General features: G+C 33.5%; 20 protein-coding genes. All 20 read right to left on the bottom strand.

Translation table 11 applies throughout. The features are described 5' to 3' along the window. Positions 1 to 11 precede the first annotated feature (11 nt). Positions 12 to 323 (bottom strand): ComEA family DNA-binding protein, encoded by a 312-nt coding sequence (locus tag A9G32_RS01905; protein ID WP_065590344.1) that lies wholly within the window; start codon positions 321 to 323, stop codon positions 12 to 14. Between the two features lie 153 nt (positions 324 to 476). Beyond that, positions 477 to 2,336: a SurA N-terminal domain-containing protein gene (locus tag A9G32_RS01900; protein ID WP_065590343.1), complete on the bottom strand. Its 1,860-nt coding sequence runs from the start codon at positions 2,334 to 2,336 to the stop codon at positions 477 to 479. 135 nt (positions 2,337 to 2,471) lie between these two features. After that, the gene (lon, locus tag A9G32_RS01895) at positions 2,472 to 4,886 is read right to left on the bottom strand and encodes an endopeptidase La (RefSeq protein ID WP_065590342.1); all 2,415 of its coding nucleotides are present in this window, start codon (positions 4,884 to 4,886) and stop codon (positions 2,472 to 2,474) included. A 188-nt stretch (positions 4,887 to 5,074) separates the two neighbouring features. After that, positions 5,075 to 6,349 (bottom strand): ATP-dependent protease ATP-binding subunit ClpX, encoded by a 1,275-nt coding sequence (clpX, locus tag A9G32_RS01890; protein ID WP_065590341.1) that lies wholly within the window; start codon positions 6,347 to 6,349, stop codon positions 5,075 to 5,077. A 10-nt stretch (positions 6,350 to 6,359) separates the two neighbouring features. Next, positions 6,360 to 6,962 (bottom strand): ATP-dependent Clp endopeptidase proteolytic subunit ClpP, encoded by a 603-nt coding sequence (gene clpP / locus A9G32_RS01885; protein WP_065590340.1) that lies wholly within the window; start codon positions 6,960 to 6,962, stop codon positions 6,360 to 6,362. A gap of 93 nt (positions 6,963 to 7,055) precedes the next feature. Further along, positions 7,056 to 8,357, bottom strand: a complete 1,302-nt coding sequence (tig, locus tag A9G32_RS01880) for a trigger factor (protein ID WP_065590339.1) — start codon at positions 8,355 to 8,357, stop codon at positions 7,056 to 7,058. A gap of 106 nt (positions 8,358 to 8,463) precedes the next feature. Next, positions 8,464 to 9,492: a UDP-3-O-(3-hydroxymyristoyl)glucosamine N-acyltransferase gene (gene lpxD / locus A9G32_RS01875; RefSeq protein WP_065590338.1), complete on the bottom strand. Its 1,029-nt coding sequence runs from the start codon at positions 9,490 to 9,492 to the stop codon at positions 8,464 to 8,466. After that, the gene (locus A9G32_RS01870) at positions 9,492 to 9,980 is read right to left on the bottom strand and encodes an OmpH family outer membrane protein (RefSeq protein ID WP_065590337.1); all 489 of its coding nucleotides are present in this window, start codon (positions 9,978 to 9,980) and stop codon (positions 9,492 to 9,494) included. The genes lpxD and A9G32_RS01870 overlap by 1 nt, the downstream gene beginning before the upstream one ends. 38 nt (positions 9,981 to 10,018) lie before the next feature. Then, positions 10,019 to 12,442 (bottom strand): outer membrane protein assembly factor BamA, encoded by a 2,424-nt coding sequence (gene bamA / locus A9G32_RS01865; protein ID WP_065590336.1) that lies wholly within the window; start codon positions 12,440 to 12,442, stop codon positions 10,019 to 10,021. Between the two features lie 25 nt (positions 12,443 to 12,467). Next, the gene (rseP, locus tag A9G32_RS01860; protein ID WP_255306811.1) at positions 12,468 to 13,784 is read right to left on the bottom strand and encodes an RIP metalloprotease RseP; all 1,317 of its coding nucleotides are present in this window, start codon (positions 13,782 to 13,784) and stop codon (positions 12,468 to 12,470) included. A 16-nt stretch (positions 13,785 to 13,800) separates the two neighbouring features. Then, complete coding sequence (locus tag A9G32_RS01855) at positions 13,801 to 14,643, bottom strand: CDP-archaeol synthase (protein ID WP_065590335.1); 843 nt, start codon at positions 14,641 to 14,643, stop codon at positions 13,801 to 13,803. Continuing rightward, the gene (locus tag A9G32_RS01850) at positions 14,637 to 15,368 is read right to left on the bottom strand and encodes an isoprenyl transferase (RefSeq protein ID WP_218055805.1); all 732 of its coding nucleotides are present in this window, start codon (positions 15,366 to 15,368) and stop codon (positions 14,637 to 14,639) included. The genes A9G32_RS01855 and A9G32_RS01850 overlap by 7 nt, the downstream gene beginning before the upstream one ends. Positions 15,369 to 15,420: 52 nt before the next feature. Beyond that, positions 15,421 to 16,050, bottom strand: coding sequence for a cAMP-activated global transcriptional regulator CRP (gene crp, locus A9G32_RS01845; RefSeq protein WP_034910269.1), 630 nt, complete (start codon positions 16,048 to 16,050; stop codon positions 15,421 to 15,423). Between the two features lie 85 nt (positions 16,051 to 16,135). Beyond that, on the bottom strand, positions 16,136 to 16,342 hold the full coding sequence (locus A9G32_RS01840) for a YheU family protein (protein ID WP_065575078.1): 207 nt from the start codon (positions 16,340 to 16,342) through the stop codon (positions 16,136 to 16,138). A 145-nt stretch (positions 16,343 to 16,487) separates the two neighbouring features. Continuing rightward, complete coding sequence (locus tag A9G32_RS01835; RefSeq protein WP_065590333.1) at positions 16,488 to 17,471, bottom strand: hypothetical protein; 984 nt, start codon at positions 17,469 to 17,471, stop codon at positions 16,488 to 16,490. A 139-nt stretch (positions 17,472 to 17,610) separates the two neighbouring features. Beyond that, positions 17,611 to 20,292, bottom strand: a complete 2,682-nt coding sequence (locus tag A9G32_RS01830) for an inverse autotransporter beta domain-containing protein (protein ID WP_065590332.1) — start codon at positions 20,290 to 20,292, stop codon at positions 17,611 to 17,613. 484 nt (positions 20,293 to 20,776) lie between these two features. Next, the gene (gene purF / locus A9G32_RS01825; protein ID WP_065590331.1) at positions 20,777 to 22,291 is read right to left on the bottom strand and encodes an amidophosphoribosyltransferase; all 1,515 of its coding nucleotides are present in this window, start codon (positions 22,289 to 22,291) and stop codon (positions 20,777 to 20,779) included. 18 nt (positions 22,292 to 22,309) lie between these two features. Further along, entirely contained in the window at positions 22,310 to 22,795 is a 486-nt protein-coding gene (locus A9G32_RS01820) for a CvpA family protein (RefSeq protein WP_065590371.1), read from the bottom strand. 68 nt (positions 22,796 to 22,863) lie between these two features. Next, positions 22,864 to 23,439, bottom strand: a complete 576-nt coding sequence (locus A9G32_RS01815; protein WP_065590330.1) for an SPOR domain-containing protein — start codon at positions 23,437 to 23,439, stop codon at positions 22,864 to 22,866. Positions 23,440 to 23,451: 12 nt separating this feature from the next. Further along, the gene (gene folC / locus A9G32_RS01810; protein ID WP_065590329.1) at positions 23,452 to 24,723 is read right to left on the bottom strand and encodes a bifunctional tetrahydrofolate synthase/dihydrofolate synthase; all 1,272 of its coding nucleotides are present in this window, start codon (positions 24,721 to 24,723) and stop codon (positions 23,452 to 23,454) included. Positions 24,724 to 24,725: the final 2 nt, after the last annotated feature.

The raw sequence follows: 24,725 nt of genomic DNA, 5'->3' as shown, positions 1-24,725 counted from the left end.
GAGATAATAAATTATAATATTATTTTACCAGCATTTTTATCCAATGTTGCCTGTCCAATACCTGAAACTTCCTTTAGCTGCTCAACTGAAACAAAAGGGCCAAACTTTTCTCGGTATTCTATTATCTTCTGAGCTTTACTTGCCCCAATCCCAGTTAATACTTTTGATAATTCTTCTGCTGTTGCAGTATTGATATTTACTTGAGCAACTTGTTTTTGTTCTTGTTTAACGGAAGTTGGTGTTTCTGGAACCGAATTAGCAAAGCTTATGTTCGAAAAAATAAAACTTGATAATATAATACATAATAGTGAAAATACTTTCATTTGATTAACCTCATAAAATAGTTACGCAATTAAATTTGCTTTATAACTATCTCACTTCATCAAATAAAAAAATTTCATTAATAATAAAAATGAGAAAAGCCACCTAAGTGACTTTTCATTTTTTCAATTATTTCTACTATTTTGGGAGTTAAATCACAAATTGGAATCAGGCATAATTTCTATCTTAGCCTTAGAGCGTATGTCAGCAGCAAGATAATAATGCATATTATTAATAAATAAAGGTAATAACTCAGAAGAAATATCTTCATATTCTTTTGGGGTATCTACCTTAGTTAGCGCAACAATATAAGCATTTTTATCATCTAAAAATTCCACACCATAAACAGTCTTCCCAGATACTGAAGGATTTAAATTAAAGACCATATTAACAACTTTTTGATCAAGTTCTGTTGAATTTCGATTCAAAACATATTTTTTTGCAAATTGGACATTTTTGGCTTTTCCAGTTTCGTTAAGTTGAGTCAATATATTATCAACACTAGATTTAAACTGGCTTTGAGCCATCTCTGTAAAAAGTTTATTATGGATATCTTCTTTAACTTCATCAAATGGAGCTATACCTTCAGGACGATAATCAACTGTTTGTACAACAAAATCATACTTCCCAAAACTTCTATCTACAGGTATTAAATCAGAAACTTTATTCGTTGCCTTACCATCGACTATCATTTCTTCACTAAAAATCACATCCCTAACCTCTGGATGAGCAGCAAGTGAAAACTTATCGTTGAAAGATATCCAATTTGAGGTCTTTACTTCAAATCCAAGTTTGTTGGCAAGATCTTCAATACTTTTAGGAGAATCATGTAATGCAGTTTTAATTCTATTTTCTTCATTTTCTAATGCTTTTTGTATTTTTTGTTCAGTAAGCTTTGGCCTGATTTGGTATTTAGCATAATCAAAATCCATAACTTTTTTAGGTTGTATACCATCTAATTTCACTATTGCGTAACCACCATCAACGGTTATTGGCGATGAAATTTTCCCTACTTTCTTCAATTGAGCATCTTTAAAAACTTGAGGTAATGAATCATCATCAGCAAACCAGCCTAATGAACCATTTTTGCCATAAGGTGAAATATCATGATTCTGATTAACAGTTTTAACAATAGTATCAAAATCAGAACCAGACAAAAGATCCTTTGCAATTTCATTAGCTTGTTCTTTATTAGTCACAAAAATTACACTATAAGCTCTCTTAGCAGGATATGAATAAGTTTTAATATTTTTATCATACTCATTTTTAATTTCTTTTTCAGTGACACTAATTGTTTTTCTCAAAGATTCGTCAGAAGTCATAATATATTTAACTTTTACACGCTCATTTTTGAAAAATTCTTTTAAATGTTCATTATAATATTTTTGTTCATCATCCAACGTAACATTCGACTCATCAACATCACTTACAGAAGCATTAACAGAAGTAGCATATACACTTCTAGTTTGATTTTTAAGAGAAGCTATTTCAGAATCAATTGGCAGAATAAAATTACTATTTATTATGGCATTAACAGTCTGTTGTTGCTGTAATACAGTTCTTATAATTTCAGCATAACTATCTGGAGTAAAATTATTTTCAGCTAGAAGGTTTAAATATGTCTGATTATCAAATTTACCATCTTTAAAAAACTCTTTTTGTTTTTTGATAAACTTTTTGATTTGATCATTACTAATAGCTACACCAACTTTTTCTGAAAATTTATAAGCTAAATAATTATCAATTTGATAAGATAAAACATTACGGCGTAATTTTTTGATAAAAGAACTATCACCTCCAGCATTCGCTGTTACTGCTTTAGCTTGAGCTTCGAATTCGGCCCGACTAATACCTTCACCATCAACTTTTGCGATATATTTCTGTTGATCTTGAACACTTACACTGCCACCAAAACCTAAGAATCCGACGCCAGTGAAAATAAAACATAAAATAATTATTGCAAAAATAATCTTAACAACAATATTATTTGCTGCTGTTCGGATTGTCTCCATCATTTATTGCGATTCTCCATACCAAATGTTGAATTATAAAAGTATAGCATATTTAACTAAATTGGCTATTGTCCGAATGTTATGTAGCATAAAAAAAAGATCAACATAGAGTTGATCTTTTATTAAATTAATAAATAACTAGTTTAATATAGCTGAATTATCGACGCTATTTTTTAATTTCTTAATAGCTTTTCTAGTTGTTGGTACTGGCTCTATACCAAATGGATTATTCTGCAATGCAATTGTAAGCACATCATCAATCCATTTTACTGGATGTATATCAACTTCAGATTTTACATTATCAGGAATATCTTCCAAGTCTTTAACATTATCCATTGGAATCAATACAGTTTTAATTCCTCCTCGGTGTGCAGCTAATAATTTTTCTTTTAATCCGCCGATAGGTAAAACTTCACCACGTAATGTTATTTCGCCAGTCATAGCAACATCAGAACGAACTGGATTACCCGTTAATGTTGAAATTAGTGAAGTACACATTGCGATACCTGCACTCGGTCCATCTTTTGGCGTTGCTCCATCAGGCACATGTACATGGATATCGCGTTTTTCATAAAAATCACTATTAATACCCAATTTTTCTGCACGAGATCGAACAACTGTTAATGCCGTTTGAATCGATTCTTGCATAACATCACCTAATGAACCAGTGTAAGTCAATTTTCCTTTACCTAGTACACTTACTGATTCAATAGTAAGTAAGTCTCCACCAACTTCTGTCCACGCAAGACCAATAACTTGCCCAATACGGTTTTCATTATCTGCCTTACCGTAATCAAAACGCTGTATTCCCAAGAAATCTTTTAAGTTATCTTGTGTTACCGTTACTTTTTTCAATTTGCTATTTAATGCTAATTGCTTAACAACTTTACGACAAATTTTTGCAATCTCTCTTTCTAGATTTCGAACTCCAGCTTCCCGTGTATAATAACGAATGATTCCAATAATAGCTGAGTCATCAATACTAATTTCTTTTGATTTCAAACCATTATTTTCTATCTGCTTAGCAATTAAGTGTTGTTTTGCTATATTCAATTTCTCATCTTCTGTATAACCAGAAAGACGAATAACTTCCATCCTATCCAATAATGGCGCAGGAATATTCATAGAGTTAGCCGTTGCAACAAACATCACATCAGATAAATCGTAGTCAACTTCTAAATAATGGTCACTAAAAGCATTATTTTGTTCAGGATCAAGCACTTCCAATAATGCAGATGCAGGGTCGCCACGCATATCCGATGCCATCTTATCTATCTCATCTAATAAAAATAACGGATTCTTAACCCCCACTTTTACCATACGTTGAATTAATTTACCTGGCATTGAACCTATATATGTACGCCTATGTCCACGTATCTCAGCTTCGTCACGTACACCACCAAGCGCCATTCGTATATACTGACGTCCTGTCGCTTTAGCAATTGATTGTCCAAGTGAGGTCTTCCCCACACCAGGAGGACCAACTAAACATAAAATTGGACCTTTAACTTTATTAACACGCCCTTGAACTGCTAAATATTCTAAAATTCTATCTTTTACACGTTCAAGTCCATAATGATCTTTATCTAAAACTTTTTGTGCAGCTTCAATATCTTTTTTAACGTTACTACGCTTATACCAAGGAACTTGAAGCATCCAATCAATATATCCCCGAACAACCGTTGCCTCAGCAGACATCGCTGGCATCATTTTAAGTTTATTAAGCTCAGCTAATGCTTTGTCTGTAGCTTCTTTTGGCATTTTAGCTTTAGTAATTTTTTCTTTTAATTCTTCATATTCATCAGGTTTATTATCTATATCGCCTAACTCTTTACGAATCGCTTTAATTTGCTCATTGAGGTAATACTCCCTTTGAGCCTTTTCCATTTGTTGTTTAACTCGGTGTCGAATATTTTTTTCAACTTGTAGTAAATCAATTTCTGATTCCATCAATGAAATAAGCAATTCAAAACGCTTTATAAGATTAGCGGTTTCTAAAATCTCTTGTTTTTGTTCAACTTTCAAAAATAAAGTTGCAGCAATAGAGTCGGCTAAACGTGAAGGTTCCTTCAAAAAATGTATAGAATCAACAATTTCCTGAGTTATTTTTTTGTTTAGTTTTGAGTATTCATCAAAGTTAGATAAAGTCAAGCGTATCATGGCTTCACTTATATCCGCGGCTTTTTTTACTTCACTTAATGGTTTGACTTTTGCAATAAAATATTCATTGTCGTTGTTCTCAACAATGTCATTCATTTTAGCTCTTGCAATACCTTCAACAAGAACTTTTACTGTTCCATCTGGCAATTGAAGTAATTGTAAAACATTAGCCACAGTTCCGACATCATATAAATCATCTATATCAGGATCATCTTGAGAAGGATTTTTTTGGGTTACAAGAAAGACTTGCTTATCCATTTCCATTGCACCTTCTAAGCAACGTATTGATTTACTTCTACCAACAAAGAGAGGAATTACCATATGAGGAAATACAACAACATCACGCAATGGTAAAATAGGCATAATCATTTGTTTAGTTCGTTTTATTTTCATTTTATTCTCTCTAGTAGTACAAATCTATTAGATAGATATTGGGTTCATTTTTAGATATTCAAGCCTATCTTTTTTGTTTTAACATACATTAATTCTAGAACATCTTGACAGTATTTACTGAAATTTTGCCTTAATATTAATTTGAGGTATAGCTCTTGCCATCATATTTATGATGGCAAATATATATTTCAAGCCGAGATTTCAGCATCTTCACGATGGATTAATTTCGGTGCTAGAGATTGTTCAACGGTGTCTTTTTCAACAATTACTTTGTTAATAGTATTCATTGATGGTAAGTCATACATTATATCTAATAATATATTTTCAACAATTGAACGCAAACCTCTCGCTCCTGTTTTTCTTTGCATCGCTTTTATAGCGATAGCATCCAAGGCTTCTCTCGTAAACTCAAGCTCAACACCATCTAACTCAAACAAAGTTTGAAATTGTTTAGTTAAAGCGTTTTTAGGTTCCGTTAGAATATTAATTAAGGCATTTTTATCTAATTCGGATAATGTTCCTATAACAGGTAATCTTCCGATAAACTCAGGAATTAAACCAAACTTAACTAAGTCTTCTGCTTCAATTTTTGCTAATAGCTCCGACTCAGAAAGTTTATTTTTAGTGCTTGTTACCTCAGCACCAAAACCTATTCCTGTATTAATTGATACACGATTCTCAATGACTTTATCCAAACCACTAAATGCACCACCACAAATAAATAGAATTTTTGAAGTATCTACTTGCAAAAACTCCTGCTGAGGATGTTTACGTCCACCTTTTGGCGGAACAGAAGCGATAGTGCCTTCAATAATTTTCAATAAAGCCTGTTGAACTCCCTCACCAGAAACATCTCTAGTAATAGATGGGTTATCCGATTTTCGTGAAATTTTATCGATTTCATCAACGTAAATAATCCCCCTCTGAGCTTTTTCAACATCATAATCACAATTCTGTAATAATTTTTGAATAATATTTTCTACATCTTCACCAACATAACCAGCTTCAGTTAGTGTTGTTGCATCAGCCATAGCAAAAGGTACATCTAAAAAACGAGCTAATGTTTCAGCTAATAATGTTTTACCGCTACCAGTAGGTCCTATAAGCAAAATATTACTTTTGCCTAATTCAACATCACTACGACTAGCATGGTTACGTAAGCGCTTATAATGATTATAAACAGCAACAGATAAAACTTTTTTAGCTCTTTCTTGACCAATTACGTATTCATCAAGATGCTCTCTAATTTCGTGTGGTGTTGGTAATGGTTTACTAATAAACTCTTCATGAGAAAGAAAACTTTTTTTCTCTTCTTTTAAAATATCATTACATAATCCTATACATTCATTACAAATATAAATAGATGATGGACCAGCAATAAGTTTACGGACTTCATGCTCACTTTTACCACAAAAAGTACAATAGAGTAATTTTTCTGAACTTTCTTTATTCACGTTTATCACCTACCCAACATTAAGATCGTTTACTATATATGGCATCAACTAAACCATATTCAACTGCTTTATCGGCAGACATAAAATTATCACGGTCGGTATCTTTTTCAATCACACTAATATCTTGACCTGTGTGCATTGCTAAAATATTATTTAGCCGGTTTTTTACCTGTAAAATCTCTTGTGCATGTATTTGGATATCAGAAGCCTGTCCTTGAAAACCACCTAATGGTTGGTGAATCATGACACGTGCATTTGGTAAGCAATAACGTTTACCTTTAGCTCCAGCTGTTAAAAGCAATGACCCCATTGAACAAGCTTGTCCCAAACAAATTGTACTAACATCTGGTTTTATAAATTGCATTGTATCATAAATAGCCATGCCAGCTGTAACAACCCCACCAGGTGAATTGATATACAAATAGATATCTTTATCAGGATTCTCTGCTTCTAGAAATAACATTTGAGCAATAATAAGGTTTGCCATATTATCTTCAACTTGACCCGTCAAAAATATAACTCGCTCTTTTAATAACCGTGAGTAAATATCATAAGCTCGTTCACCCCGAGAGCTTTGTTCAACTACCATTGGAATAACACCCATATATGATTCAAAAGGCATTTTTATCTCCTAATTAACAAAATAGCCCAAACAGATAATACATATTTGGGCTTAAAAGTGAGCGTTTTTAAATTAAATGAAAAAGCTAATAGATTAAGCTATCTGCTGATTCATTAATTCAGAAAATGAATAATTCTTTTCTGTTACTTTCGCACTAGCTAATAACAGATCTACAACTTGATCTTCTAATGCAACAGCTCGAATATTCTCCATCGCTTTTTTATCTTTATGATAATATTCTGAAACTTCTTTTGGATCTTCATATGCAGTCGCAATTTCATCAATTAATGCTTGAACACGCGATTCGTCTGCAGTTAATTTATTACTTTCAATTATTTCACTAAATAATAAGCCTGTAGCAACACGTTTTTTAGCCTCAGCTTCAAATAGTTCTTTCGGTAATTCCATACCTTGTTTGACATTACCGCCAAAGCGAGATAAGGCTTGTTGACGTAACACATCAATTTCACGATCGATTAATGCCACAGGTACATCAATCTCATTATTTTTAACTAAACCATCAATAGCTTGTGTTTTAACTTTGTTACGAATTGTTGCGTTGAGTTCTCTTGTCATATTTTTACGAACTTCAGCTCTCAAACTTTCAACGGTACCATCTACAATACCAAAGCGTTTAACAACGTCTTCGGTAAGTTCAGGTAATTCAAGTTCTTCAACCTTTTTAAGTGTAGATGCAAATACAGCAGGTTTACCTTTTAGGTTTTCAGCATGATAGTCCTCAGGGAAAGTCACATTAATATCAAACTTATCACCTACTTTATGACCAATAATTGCATCTTCAAAACCTGGAATCATACGACCTTGCCCTAACACTAAAGCAAAATCATTAGCCTTACCACCTTCAAACTCGGCACCATCAACTTGACCGACAAAATCCAAAGTAACACGATATTGCTCTTCAGCCGCTTTTTCAACTTCTTTCCAAGTACCTTGTTGTTTGCGTAATGTTTCAATCATTGTTTCAACATCTGCATCAGCAACTTCTGCAACTGGTTTTTCAACTTCAATTTTATCTAAATTTTCAACTTTTATTTCTGGGTAAACTTCAAATTCAACAGTAAATGTATAATCTTCACCATTTTTATATTCTTGTGGAGTATAAGTCGGAGCTCCAGCTGGATTTAATTTTTCTTGAATAATAGCGTCAACAAAATTCCGTTGCATCAAATCGCCTAAAGCATCTTGTAAAATAGAAGCACCATAACGTTGTTCAACAATTTTTAAAGGCACTTTTCCTTTACGAAAACCATCAATGCGTACTTTTTTTGCTGTATTAATAAGCTCTTTATCAACCGCTTTTTTAATATCTTCAGCTTTAATTGTAATAGATAAACGTCGACCTAATCCTTGTGTTGTTTCTACCGAAACTTGCATGTTTATACCTCGAAATTATTGAATATTATTTGCTCATAATTATATAAAAACGATAATTGAGCTAAAAAATTAAAAAATAGGCATGCATTATACCGACCGCAATCGTCTACGTCGAGACATTTAATAGTTTCTTCTCAAGCGCTTTCAAGCGTTTATTCATTTCGTCAATATGTAAAACTAATGATGCCGTTTTTCGCCATACTTTGTTTTCTTGCAATGGAATACCTGATGAATAAACACCTGGCTGTTTAATTGGGCGCATTACCATACCCATACCTGTTACTGTAACTTGGTCACATATTTCCATATGTCCATTAATAACACTTGCACCACCAATCAAACAATGTCGACCAATAGTTAAACTTCCAGCCATAATAACGCCACCAGCAACGGCCGTATGATCTCCAATTACATCGTTATGAGCAATCTGACATTGATTGTCAATAATAACACCATTACCAATAATAGTATCATCAAGAGCACCGCGATCAATTGTCGTTGAGGCACCAATTTCAACGTTATTGCCAATGACAACACGCCCTAATTGAGGAATTTTAACCCACTTCCCTTTATCATTAGCATAACCAAATCCATCTGCACCAATTACAGTCCCAGATTGAATCAGGCAATTTTCTCCAATAATACAATTATGATAAATAGAAACATTAGCCCATAATTTTGTACCTGCACCTATTGTTGTATTTTTTCCAACAAAACACCCTGCACCAATGATACAATCGTCTCCTAATATCACACCGCTTTCGATAACAGCGTTAGCGCCAATAGAAACATTACTACCTAATTGAGCAGTCGAATCAATCACTGCTGATGTAGCTATATCCTTAGCTGGAGCTGGAGTAGTATCTAGGTATTGTGCTAATTTTGCATATGCAAGGTATGGATCTTTTACAATAAGGGCTGCACCATTCCAATGCTCAAGACCCTCTTCTGTCATTACCACAGCAGAAGCTTTGCATTCTAATAAATTCTTTTGTAATTTCTTATCAGATAAAAATGTAATTTGACCTGATATAGCACTATTCATTGATGCTATACCAGTGATGGCTAAATCACCATCACCATATAACCTAGCATCAAGTTGCTTAGCTAATTGCTCTAAACGAAAGGAAAACATTATTTTTTAACCTTTTCCAACACTTTGTCTGAAATGTCAACCGCATCTGAAGCTGATAAGGTGGCTTCTGCTTTTAAAATAATATCGTATTTTTCTTTTGCGACTATATCTTTAATAGCTTCTTGGATTTTAATTAATAATTTCTCTGCTTCTTCTGTTTCACGCTTACGATAATCTGCAGAAAAAGCCTTAGCTTTATTTTCAAAATCAGAAATTGTTTTATTTAATTTCGTTTTTTCAGATGAAGACAATGTTAAACCATCTTTTTTTAATCGTGCAGCAGCTTCATTTGCTTTCTTTTCTTCAGCTTGTAATGATTTAGCTCTTGCTTCAAATTCACTATCCAATGCTTTACCAACCGATTCGCGTTGCGGCATACGTTGTAATACTGACATAACATCGACTACACCAATTTTTACTTCAGCATTTACAAAGCTTGCAAAAAGTAATGCCGTACTAACACTAAGAAAATATATAATTTTTTTCACTTTAATCACCTATTTGTTTTCTATTGTATAACATGGAATTACCATGTAGAACCTATATTAAATTGAAACTGTTGAGTTGAATCACCATCATATTTCTTAAACGGTTGAGCATAAGAAAAGACTAAAGGACCTAATGGAGACATCCATTGCACAGCAAGCCCAGCAGACATCCTAATATCCGATGGGGAACTATAATCAGGGATATTTTTTCCTTTTAAATTCCATTCAGTATCCCATACAGTACCTGCATCGAAAAATAGTGATGTTCTAATATTATCAGCATATTTTTCGCTAGCAAATGGCGTTGGAAGTATTAGCTCTGTACTTGCAAAAGCTATAGCATTACCACCTACAGCATCTTTTGATTTTGTACATCCAGATGTATTATCTAAGCTATCGCAAACTCCACTTTTATTAAGATATACCGCTTTAGGACCTACAGTATTTGATTTAAACCCACGTAGCACAGAGGCACCACCAGCATAGAAGTTTTCATAAAAAGGTAACTCTTTTCCACCTAAACCGCCACCATAGCCTAATCGAGCACGAGTTAAAAAGATCCAGTTATGGTCATTGTCAATAGGATAATAGTAAGACGCATCTGAGACTAGTTTATAGAACCTATTTTCAAATAATGGTGCTGTAACTTTAGCATTAGCTGTTATTTTAAGTCCATCAGTAGGGAAAAATCCACGATCTAAAGAGTTATATGTCCAATAAGCATTTAACAATAAATCATTAGTATCAAATGAAATAGAACTTTTATTGTTCACTTTTTCACCCATGGAGTTGAAATAACGCCACATTCCATATTGCGCTTGCATACCAGATAACTTATGGTTAGCAAATTCAGAACCAAAACGAACAAAATTATTTTCACTAATTGGGAATCCTAAATTAGCTGATGCGCCCCAAGTCTTACTTGAATATTCTGATTCATCATCTTTATCGTCATTTTTATAGGTATTATAATAAATACTACCCCCTAAACTTACACCATCAACAGTAAAATAAGGATCAACGATAGAAATAGATGCAGTTTTATCTGTATCAGTTGTGTTAACATCAAATGAGACACTGTTACCTGTTCCCAACCAGTTATCTTGAGAAATACCGGCATTGAAACTAACACCACTATCAGAACCAACACCAATACCAAATTTGATACTACCAGTATTACGTTCAGCAACTTTATAAATAATATCAACTTGATCATCAATACCAGGCACACGTTCAGTATTAACTTCAACAGTATCAAAAAATCCAAGTCGGTTTAAACGTTCTTTACCTAATTCAACTAATCCATTACTTAACCAAGCCCCCTCCATTTGTCGAAGCTCACGGCGAATTACACTTTCGCTGGTTACAGTATTGCCAACTATTTTAATTTTACGAACATAAAAACGTTCACCCACATCAACAAGAACAACTAATTTAACCGTATGTGCGACATCATCCATTTCAGGCTGAATTGATACTCTAGGGTACGCATAACCGAAATTAGCAAGTAGACGCTTAACGCCATCTTCAATTTCAGTAATTTTTTTACCATTATAAAGTTCACCAACTTTTACTTTTTCATTAGCAATTTTGGAAATCTCGCCTTTATGGCCAGCAAAATTACCCATAAATTCAAGTTGAGATAACTTATACTGTTCACCTTCATGAATATTAACTGTAACGTATATGCCTTTTTTGTCTGGCGTTAAACTAACTTGCGTTGACTCAATGTTAAAACGAGCATAACCACGATTTAAATAAAAACTTTGTAATTCATCTAAATCTGCTGCCAATTTTTGTTTTTGATATTTGCGATCTCCAAACATATTCCACCAAGATACTTCATCACGCAAAGTAAAACGCGAAATAAGTTCTTCAGATGAAAAAGCTTTAGCACCAACAATATTAATCTGATCAATTAGTGCCGATTTACCTTCAGCTACAACTAATTTTAAATCAACACGATTACGTGACAACGGAGTTACAACAGCTTTGATTTGAGCATTATATTTACCAACACTATAGTAAAAATCTTCTAAGCCTTTTTCTATACCAGAAAGCATAGTACGATCTAATGCTTCACCTTCACGAATACCCGAACTATCTAGGTTTTTTTTCAGCATCTCATCTTTAACAGACTTATTACCAGAAAAAGTTATGCTAGCAATAGTAGGGCGTTCTTGAACATGAACAATTAACCTATCACCATCACGAGAAACGGTAATATTATCAAAGTTTCCACTAGAATATAGTGATTTAATGATACGGCCTAAATCAGCTTCATTAACATAATCACCGACTTGAATAGGCATTTCAAGTAATGCTGCTCCAACAGTAACACGTTGCAAACCTTCAAATTTGATGTCTTTTACTACAAAATCATCAACACAAAATGCATTGGAACTATATACTGCTGTAGTACTAAACAACAAAGATGCTATAAGTAATTTATTTATTTTCATCGTAAATGTTTATAACCTCATCCCATCACAATCGTAAAATATCATTAAATAGTGCAATTCCCATTATTACCATCAATAAAAAAAAGCCAATACGAGAAAATCGTTCTTGTACTTCATTTGATAAGGCTTTACCTTTTATCTTTTCAAATAATAAAAAAACAAGGTGCCCGCCATCTAACATAGGTAATGGAACAAGATTGATAACGCCCAAACTTATACTAATAAAAGCTAGAAAATATAAGTAAGAGGTAAAACCATAACTTGCTGTTTGCCCTGCGCTTTTTGCTATTGTTATTGGTCCAGACAAATGTTTTAGACCAATAACACCTGTTACTAATTGATAAAGCGAACGAATCGTTAACTTCGTGGTTAACACTGTTTGCGCCATACCTTTATTAAAACTTTCTAAAAAACCATACTGCATAATTCTTGCATCAGACTTGGGATACAAACCAGCGACACCTTTTCCATCTATTCCAATAGTTGGCACGAGTTTAAGATAAATATCTATATTTCCTCGATTAACCTTTAACATCATTGCTTGAGCTGTTTTAATTGTATTGGAAAAATCATTCCAATCAACGTATGAGTGATCATTATAACCAATAATTTTATCCCCAACACGCAGACCTGCTTTCTCAGCAGCCGAACCCGATACAATTTTACTCACAATTGGATAAACTTTCACCTTTTCAGGAACAAAACCAAATGCGGTAATTGTCGAATCCTTTTCTATATCAAAATGCCAATTACTGATATCTACATTTTTTTTAACTTCTTTCTGGTTATCATCACCAAAGCTATCGATATAAGAAAAAGACACATTAGCTTTTCCCATTGCCGCAATTAAGGCTAAATTTACGTCATTCCATGTTTCTACTTTTATATTATCAATAGTTTTCAATTCTGCACCAGCTGGAATTATTACTTTAGAAGCTGGTGTATTAGGTATAACTTCTTTTATTTTAACAGGATAAACAACTACACCCATCAAAAAAATGATCCAATAGATAATTAAGGCTAATATAAAATTAGCAAATGGACCAGCAAAAATAATTGCAGTTCTTTGCCAAATTTTTTTTCTATCAAATGCAAAGTTTTCGTTATTGCTTGATAATGTTGTTGCTCTACCGTCGAGCATTTTAACATAACCACCAAGCGGAATCATAGCAATTACCAATTCGGTTCCGCTTAAAAATTTATGAGACCATATTTTTTTACCAAAACCAATTGAGAAACATTCAACTTGAACCTTGCACAAACGAGCAACACAAAAATGTCCAAACTCATGAATAGTAACTAATATACTCATGGTAATAACAAACAATAACAGCGACCACAACAAAATCTATTACCTTTTATAATAAGTAAAAAGCTAATGTAGCAAAAACAGGAACGGCAGCAGTTAAGCTATCAATGCGATCTAAAATTCCACCATGACCAGGAATTAAGTGACCACTATCTTTAATATTTGCTTCACGCTTAAACATACTTTCAGTTAAATCACCTAAAACCGAAACTAAAATCGCTAACAAAGAGCTAATAAAAAATGTACTGAAAGTCATGTCAAACATGTTAAGTATGTAAGCAATTAAACTAATTGCAATTGCTACACTAATACCGCCTATGAATCCTTCTATAGTTTTACCCGGGGATACTTTTGCCGCTAATTTTCGTTTACCAAATGATCGCCCAACAAAATAAGCTCCAGTATCTGTCGCCCATACTAGCACAAAGACGTAAAGCAACCAAATTGCACCCGTATAAGAATTAGAATTGTAGTTAATTGCTCTTAATTCGACCATACTAATAAAGAACGGTGCTAGCGTAAAAAAAGCAAATAGTAACTTTATAAAGATTGAATTACACCAATACTTTGTCGTGGTTGGATAGCTACTTACTAAAAACAAAGCAGTTAACCACCATATGATTGATAAAAATAAAATTATACTATATAAATTCATTTTAAATTCAATAGAATCCGGAACCAAATAAAGTATGCCCAATAAAATAACTGTTGAAAAAGAAAAAATTAATTTTAAATATTTTTTTCTAATATGAAGAAACTGAGTCCACTCCCATGCGGCTAATCCACAAACCAGAATAATAGTGAAAGAAAACACGGGTAATGGAACAAAAAAAAGAACTGCTACCACAAGCGGAATAAGCACAATTGCAGCAAGTATGCGATGGATTAACATGAATGCTCCTTATTATGAATACCACCAAAGCGTCGTTCTCTGGCATTAAATGCATTGATTGCTTCATCGAATAAAGATTGATTAAAATCAGGCCATAAGGTATTGGTAAAATAGAGTTCAGAATAAGCAATTTGCCATAACAAAAAATTACTAATTCGATATTCTCCGCCAGTACGAATAACTAAATCCACTTCAGGAAATTCGCTTATACACATTGTTGAGCCAAAACGATCCTCAGTAATATCATCTAAACTGATTTCTCCGTTAGTAACTTGCATAGCAATTTTTTTTGCTGACTGCAAAATATCCCAACGTCCGCCATAGTTAGCTGCAATATTTAGTACTAGTCCAGAATTGTTTTTCGTTAAATTTTGCGCATGAATAATCATATTTTGTAAATGTTCACTAAAGCGAGAAATATCACCAATAATATTCAAACGAACATTATTTTTATTTAAACTTTTTATCTCACGATTTAATGCATAAATAAAAAGGGAAATTAGGGCAGAAACTTCATTGTGTGGACGTTTCCAATTTTCACTACTAAAAGCATATAAAGTAAGGACTTTTATCTTTATTTTTGCCGCATAAGCTACAATTTTTCGAACTGCTTTCAAGCCTGCTCGATGACCAATAACTCGTAACTGGTTATGTTGCTGTGCCCAGCGACCATTACCATCCATAATTATAGCCACATGACTAGGAATAGATCTTTCTTGTGTCATGCAATATCTCATATTGTCGCAATCATTATATTAATTATATTATTTTGTCCAATTAACGCGTACCATAAACTACAATAGTTTTACCATGTGCAGAAATCAAATGTTGATCTTCAAGCATTTTTAAAATTCGACCAACTGTTTCACGCGAACAGCCAACAATTTGACCTATTTCTTGACGCGTAATTTTGATTTGCATACCATCAGGGTGTGTCATTGCATCGGGTTGTTTAGCAAGATTTAGAAGTGTTTGTGCTATACGCCCTGCAACATCTAAAAATGCTAAATTACTAACTTTTTCAGATGTTACTTGTAATCGGCTAGCCATTTGACTGGCAAGACGCATTAAAATATCAGGATTAACTTGAACAAGTTGCTTAAATTTTTTGTATGAAATTTCGGCCACTTCACAACTTGTTTTAGCTTTAACCCAAGCGCTTCGCTCTGTGTCTTCTTCAAAAAGACCTAATTCGCCTAAAAACTGATTTTGATTTAAGTAAGACAAAATCATTTCGTTGCCTTCATCATCTTTAATCAATACCGCAACAGAGCCTTTCAAAATATAATAGAGAGTTTCTGCTTTTTCGCCTTGATGTATAAGGGTACTCTTAGCTGGATATTTATGAATATGGCAATGAGATAAAAACCATTCTAACGTTGTATCCGACTGTTGTTTACCAATCATTAATCCTACCTCTCCATTTTAGTTACAACACTAACACTATAACAAAGTTACGCACTAAATCATATACAAACAATCATTTTAACTGCTATTTAATTAGTTTAATATCAATTGTTTCATGTAATTGAGACCAAAAAAGTGCTGCCGAACCATTCTCTAATTGAAGTTTAACATCATTAACTTTTTCTTGGAGTGATTTTTCTTGTAAACCGTAGTCAGTGCCTTCACGTAATACAAAATATTCAATTAGGTTATTTAATGTTTGTGGATCAAGATTTTGCCAAGGAATAATCATATTTGATGATAGTAAATTAGATTTCTAGTTATTTTATAACAACATTTAAATAATATAAAGCATCACCAAGTTATGCATATAGTCAATAAAAAACCACTCCGAAGAGTGGTTTTGTTTTGCACACTGCATATGATCAAATTTCAAGTTATTTTGTGTTAACTTGTAGGAAATAACCTTGAGCACCAGCTTTGTACACAGAATTGTACATTGAGTTATGAGTTTGCTTCCACTTACCATCATTGCCTTTCTCAGCACCCAGTACAATTGTAGTACCTTTAGTAAGCACGTCATCTTGTGCATCAACTTCTTCTCCAGATTTGCCATACTTACCTTTAAGCTTCCATTCAAAATTGAATGAAGATGTGAAATCATCACCATTATTATTTAAAACCTTAACTACAAATTTGTCGCCATATTTAGGGATTGCAGCAGCAGTAGTAGCATAGTCTTTCCCCTCATCTGCAACACCATTATCACCTATTTTATAAATAGCAAGTTTGAAGTCTGAAGAAATAATTGGACCAAGAACTGAAGGAAGATCATCAGGGTTTTCACTAGGACCTGGTTTATCGTTATCACCAGGTGGTGTGGTTGGTTCATCCTTAGATGTGCCTGGCTTTTCGTTGTTCCAGATATTAGCAACCCTTAACCATTGACCTTCACTCGGTAAACCAAACTCAGTTCTTTCTTGTAAAGTGAAACCGATTTTAGTTGCACCAGTAAATTTATCATCAACTTTAATTATAATTTTACCTTCATCTCGACTAGTTTCAAGGGCATCTTCACTATAAGATTTCCATTCGCCCCCTACTAGGATGTGAAGCTTAAGTGATTTTAAAATCTGTCCAGTATCTTCATCACCATCGGCATCTCTTAGATCATATGAAATAACCATATAGTTACCAACATTGATTTTATCATCTTTGCCAAGTAGGTTTTGACCTTTGTCGTCAGAGGCAAATTTTACACTAAGAGTATGAGCTGTTGTACTATCAGATCTAGAATAAAGCACTGGAGCATTACCTTCAATAACGCTTTGAGTCTGAGCAACTAAAGCAAATGCACTGCTTGCTGCATAACCAGCTAAAAATAAGCCTAATGCAACTTTTTTAATTGTAAAATTTTTCATGTTTAACTTCCTATTTTTCTCTATAAATTAACATGTTGTATTTATATAAATACACCATTTTGTTGGTGTTCCCTATTATAGGCTACCGAATTCATTCGCTAGCCTAAAATCTATTACTCTACTAGCCTTTTAATCACTATTAGTTAACAACTACTTGCAGTTTAAATCCTTGATCTCCTGCACATGCTAGCTGTGATACATTTATTGGTTCTAAATTTAAATACGTTGGTGCTCCAGCAACCTTATCGATACTTTTGCCCAATGAAGCATAACTATTTGTTTTTAAACTTTTTATTGTGTAGTGTGCATTTTCTCCCATGGCAACATTAAACCATGGACCATTGGCATTTGATAATGAGTCTGGCAACTCAGCTGTTGCAGCTTGACCTGGACATGCCTTTTCATTTGAACCAACCAATGACCAGATAACAAAAGGATTCACAATTTCGGTTATGCCATCAGAAGCATAAGCTTTAACGTAATATTCACTATCGACTTTCCACTCTTTTGGTCCTTGAGGATCAAATACAAGTAAATGACCGTTTTGTTGAGCAACTAATGTACCATCCTTACGATAAACTTCTAATAATCCAGCTTTACCGCCAGAAAAATCTACAGACGCTTTATTAAATGAGGAGCCAAACTGCTCAATCTCGATAGAAAAATCAACAATACCCTCAACATTTGAGGCAACATCTAAAGTATAACTATCACCAATTACTTCAACACCAGCTGCAGTCGAGGCCTTAGCTGATACTTTTTGGCCTTTTTTGACTTTTTCAAAAGACTTTACAATAACGCATGCTTCTTGAGCAGGACAAGCAGTAACATTTCCAGATGTACCATTAATCAGTGTTAATTTTTTACCATTACTTGTTGCTGTCCAACCTTTTAGTACTGATTCAAAAGTATTTGGTATACGTTCCATAAGTTCTTCGTCACTAAAACCATCTACATCTTGCCCTGATGCAATTGAACCATTCGGAACCTTAGGTTTAACCAATGTCGCCAACACTGTGACTGTACTTACACCATCGGCTGGATTCATCGCCATTGCTGTTTTATTTCCATCTTTATCAATTGCCCATACACCAATTTTACGCACTGCTGGGTCGGGTAACACTTCAAAACTTACAGCATTAGATGTTGCAGATTTTCCTCGACTATCAGTGACTGATACTGATAAAGAATATTTGCCATTTGTACTAACTGGGCGACGCTGACCATCTTGATCAACATAACTAGGAGCAACAATTTGCCAATTATTTACATCGGCTGGTGGATTAAGCCATGAAGAAGCCGTACATCCACCTGTAGCAATACATAAAAAACCACCTCCAGCGTCAATTTCAAGCATATCACCAGACCATACTAAACTTGATAACTTCTTAGCATTGTGAACACTGATATTTAGCGGATAGGCTTGTCCTTCAATTAACTGAGTTTGCTCAAGCCCTAAATCGACCGATATTTTCTTTTCTTTATATTCAAGAACGATATAGTTATTACGATCAACTAAATCATAACGACTACCTTTTAAGGAACGAGCAGATTGAACCATATCTGGATCTAACTGATCTTTTAACGGTGTACCTATACGATAGTTCATTGTAAGTTCAGCTTTAGTTGCCTTTTTATTGTCTTGACCTCGTTTATGCTCAGCCTTAATAGTGAAAAGTGGAACTGGTGTATAATCAAGACCGACAGTAATTGCTCGCGGATCTTTTTGTAAATTATCTTTACCAAATAAAGCAACTTTATCACCATAGTATTGTTCATACATGAGTGATCCGCCCAAATGTGGATATTGTGGTAAATATCCTTGGAATCGAACATCAAAGCCTCTTGCTGCTCGTTCTAAATAATCATCAAAATCTTTAGAATCCTTCCAGTCTGATAACGGATGATAATAGTTAGCAGCAAATTTCATATAATCAGTCCAAGCTTCGGCACCAATACCTAAACGATTGTGTGAACGCTGGAAATCATGGTCAAAAAATACGTTATAACCAAGTAACCATTTTTTATCAGCAACATCCCAACGCTGACCAATACCAAAGTTACCTATTCGACGGTTGTGTTCATATTCCTGAAATGATATTTGACTAAATATTAATGTATCTTCTGTGTCATACCATGGGCTAAATAACTTCAAATTGACATTGTTAAATTCGCCTTTATCACTTAAATCAAATTGTAACTGAGCAGTACCAAAACGGCCTAAAAAATCCTGTACAGCATTACGTACTGGATCAACAACTTGGTTTTTAACCCCATTTCGTACATAACTTTCTGCGTAATCTTTACCCTTGTTTTTTAAATGTTGGGATAGACCACCATTGTCTGGCGAAGTTATTTGTTTCCAGTCTTGGCTAGCTAAAGTTTGTAATGTTGAAGCTATTTGAGTTGATAGTGCGTCTTTATCCTCTTTTACATCATAATTATCATCTGATCCTAATTGAGGCAAATTGGCATGTTCATCTTTTTTATCATCGTTTAATTTAATTGCAGGTAACAATGGCGAATTCTCAGGCAGAACGATACGCTCACCAATCTCAACAACATCTTTTTTATCAAAACGCCCCGCATTCATTGCACGTAATTCTGAAATAGAGATGCTACTTAAAAGTGCAATTTGATAAAGACTACGTTGCTGATTGTTAAGCATCTCACGAGCTTTCGTACCATCTTTTAACTCAATTATTTTATTGCTATCTATAGGACCTTGCGATACTTGAGCTTCAGAAGCAAAAGCTGATTGCCATCCTAATGTAGCTATTACAAATGCAGAGATAATCGTTAAATTAAGATTCTTTCTCATCTTAATGTTCCTTATATTTCACCAATAAAGCGCATAATATGAAATCTATTGCCAATATCAATTTCTAATTTTGAATAGCAATATAATTATTTCTTATTAACTTTTACTATTTAGATTTTTACAACTATTTTTTAATTTTTGCAATTCTATTACAAAAATGTCATTTATCAAAATAATTTATTACTTTTTTGTTATGTTTTTTGTTATGTTTTTTGTTATGTTTTTTGTTGAGTTTTTTATATATTTTTTATTTATCATTATTATTCAATTTATTAAGTAAAGATTTATTAAGATTTGTAAAGTTTTGTAAATTTAATAGTGGATGTAGATCTAGTTGAGTAGTGAGGAATTGCTATTTCTTTTGATATTAAAGAATTTATTGTAGGTAACTAGCTAAATAAATTATAAAATTATTCTCTAAATAAAAAAAAGACCTAATTGATAATTTAGGCCTTTATATTGTATTTTATATTTTCACAATTTATTAACCTTCATTATAAATCTCTAAGTTTTCTGATTCTTTAATGTCTGAAGATTTTTTAGTTTCATTTCTTTTCTGTTCTAATAATGATAAATAGCTATCATCAATTCCTTCGGTAACATATTTTCCATCAAAAACAGAACACTCTAAATGATGAATGTTGGAGTTTTGTTCTGTAATTGAATTAATTAAATCAGATAAATCTTGAAATATAACCTTATCAGCACCAATATTTTTTGCTATTTCATCAACTGTTCGGTTATAAGCAATAAGTTCACGGGCAACTGGCATATCTATCCCATAAACATTTGGATGCCTGATTTCTGGCGCAGCAGACGCTAAATAGACTTTTTTAGCTCCAACAGAACGTACCATTTCGAGAATTTCTTTTGAGGTTGTTCCTCGTACAATCGAATCATCAACTAATAAGACATTTTTGCCTTCAAATTCAATACGGTTAGCATTGAGTTTTCGTCTTACAGACAATTTACGTGCGCTTTGCCCTGGCATAATAAAGGTGCGTCCAACATAGCGATTTTTAACAAACCCTTGCCGGTAAGGTTTATTTAAAATACGTGCAATTTCAAGAGCGGCATCACAAGATGTTTCGGGAATAGGGATGACTACATCAATATCAACATCTTTCCATTCTCTTGCTATTTTAGCCCCCAATTTTTGCCCCATTTGAATACGTGATTGATAAACTGAGACACCATTCATTAAAGAATCAGGTCTTGCAAAATAAACATATTCAAAAATACATGGATAATATTGAGGGTTATCCGAACATTGCTGAGAATATAATTGTCCATCTTGAGTAATATAAATTGCCTCACCTGGTTCGACATCACGTATAAACTCAAAATCGAGAATATCTAATGCTACACTTTCAGAGGCAACCATGTACTCAATTTTCTGATTCTCAAGTACCCGTTTACCAATAACTAATGGCCGTATTCCATAAGGATCACGAAAAGCAACAAGACCATGCCCAATAATCATTGCAACACAGGCATATGCGCCTTTAATTATGTTATGAACATTATGTATTGCTGTAAAAATATTGTCGGCAGTTAGTGGATAGGTGGGAAATTTGTCAAGTTCATTAGCAAGAATATTGAGTAGCACCTCTGAGTCGGAATTGGTATTAATATGACGCCTTGCAAGTTCGAACACTTTATTACGCAACTGATCAGTATTGGTTAAATTTCCATTATGAGCAAGCGCAATACCATAAGGTGAATTGACATAAAAAGGTTGCGCTTCGGATGGGCTTGAGCTACCTGCGGTAGGATAACGAATATGTCCTATGCCCAAATTACCTTGCAACCGTTGCATATGATGCTCTTGAAACACATCTTTGACTAAACCATTCGCTTTGCGTAAACGGAATCGATTTTGATTATCAATAGTCACAATACCTGCTGCATCTTGCCCTCGATGTTGCAAAACAGTCAATGCATCATAAATAGATTGATTAACAGAACTATTCCCAACAATACCAACAACACCACACATACTATGGTTACCCCAAATTTATTGTATTAAAAACGAAGAAGACCGTTGTATAAAATCAAAAAACCAGCGAATAATAAAACTAAAATGCGGAATTAGCTGAGATTGAATCCAGTAAGGTGATTGTGATAACGGCGTAAAAGTATCAACTAAAAAGAGAATAGCTGCAACAACTAAAACGCCTCGTAATACACCAAAACAGATACCTAATAAACGATCAGTACCAGATAATCCCGTTTTTTTTAATAATTGTCCAATAACATAAGACACAATCGAACAAACCAATAAGGTAGCAATAAATAAAATAACAATTGCTACAGCAATACGTATAACATCACTATCAAAATAAGTTAAATAATCAGTAATATAAATATAAAATTGACTGGAAATAAAAAAAGCTAATATCCAGCTAACTAATGATAACGCTTCTCGAACAAAACCTCGAACAACGCTAATTAATGCAGAAAAAGCAATTACACCAATAATCGTAAAATCAGCCCAGTTCATCATAATAACTCACAACTTTTTATTAATAATAATTATTCTTTACAACTTAAAAACAAGTAGCACAACGGTCAATTAGTAATAATAATACCTTCTAATTTTGTTAGGTTATTTAAATTAATAATGACTTGTTCAGCTTGCTCTTTTTTAGCATAAGGGCCAACCTGTAACTTAATTAACTGATTAGGTTCTGGGTTATCAGGTATTGTTCTAACGCTATAATTATTTAATCGTAATAATGCAATTAACTCTTCTATTTTTTGTTTATTTTTTAAAGCCGTAAGTTGAATCATATAAGGTTTAGATTCTTGCTGTGACATTGAAGGTTGAATTATATTTGTTGAATCGTCAGTATCATCAACAATATCAGATGAAGCTGATGAATTTAGATCTTGATCTGAGCCAGATAGGTAAGGAACATCTGATATATTATGGGTAAAATTGTCATCAACATCATCAGATGGTACTACCACTTGATTTTGCTGCGTAACCACTTCAGGTTGCAAAATTGGTGTTGTTGTCGTTCGTAAGTTAGGTTTATCCGTTATAATCCACGGGGCTATTGCTGCAATAATAAGTAGTAATGTAGCAAAACCTACAAGGCAATTTCTTACTCTATTGGGATTATTTTCTTGATTGTCTACCATGACTAATTCCACTTAATGCTCAATTTCAGTTAACACATCCGATACAGTATGAAATGAGCCACATACCACGATGATATCATCTTCTTTAGCATCTTGCATTGCCTTTTGATAGGCTTTAGATACAGTATCAAATGCTGATACATTAAACTCACCTTCATTAAATAAGTGCTGTTTTAATACTTCAGCACTACAACCTCGTTCACCATAAAGTGAAGCACAATACCATCTATCACCTTTTAAGATGGATAAGGTACTTTTAATATCTTTATCCTTAAGCATACCAACAACAAATCTAACTTTGCCTACTTGCAAATATTCTGCTTTTAGTTTTTCTAATTGTTGTGTTAAATAAGCTGCTGCATGTGGGTTATGTGCTACATCAAGAATAACCAGTGGCGATGTTTGAATAATTTGAAAACGCCCGATTAAATTTGATTTTGCCAATCCTTTAGTTATTTCATCTTGTGTTATTTTAAGTGATGAATAACTTATAGCTGCAATTGCAGTTGCTGCATTAGCTAAAGGAACATTGGCAATAGGTAAATTTTTATACTGTCTTATTGCCGATTCAAATGACCATAAATCTTTATTAAGTTGTTGGTAACGCCAATCACAATTTACCCTATAAATAGAGCAATTCACAGATTTAGCCACATTTAAAATAGATGCTGGTACATCTGGCTCACCAACAATAGCAATACTTTTAGGTTTAAAAATGCCTGCTTTTTCACGTCCGATACTTTCACGGGTATCACCTAAATAATCAACATGATCAATACCAATAGTTGTAATAACTGCCACATCAGCATCAACGATATTAGTTGCATCAAGTCGCCCACCAAGACCAACTTCTAATATAACTACATCTAATTTTGCTTGTTTAAATTGATAAAGTGCAGCAAGTGTTGCATATTCAAAATAGGTAAGCGATATATCACCTCTGGCTTGTTCTATTTCTACAAAGGCTTTTACGGTTTGTTGTTCACTTGATTCTTGATTATTAATACGTACCCGTTCAGTAAAACGTAATAAATGGGGAGAGCTATAAACACCAACTTTTAAATTCGCTTCAAGTAATATCATTTCAAGCGTTCGACAAGTTGTTCCTTTGCCATTAGTGCCAGCAACGGTAAAAATATAAGGCGCTGGTTGTAATAAATCTAGGCGCTGAGCTACAGCTTTTACTCGTTCTAAACCTAAGTCAATAGTTATAGGATGTAGTTGTTCTAAATAATAAAGCCATGTCTTTAGATCTGACATGGCATTCAGTTGGTTATTTGTCATAC

Source organism: Gilliamella sp. Gris3-2 (assembly GCF_001690345.1).
Lineage (GTDB): Bacteria > Pseudomonadota > Gammaproteobacteria > Enterobacterales > Orbaceae > Gilliamella > Gilliamella bombi.
The sequence above is the reverse complement of the archived record's forward strand: the minus strand, read 5'-3'. Positions and strand labels throughout refer to the sequence as shown.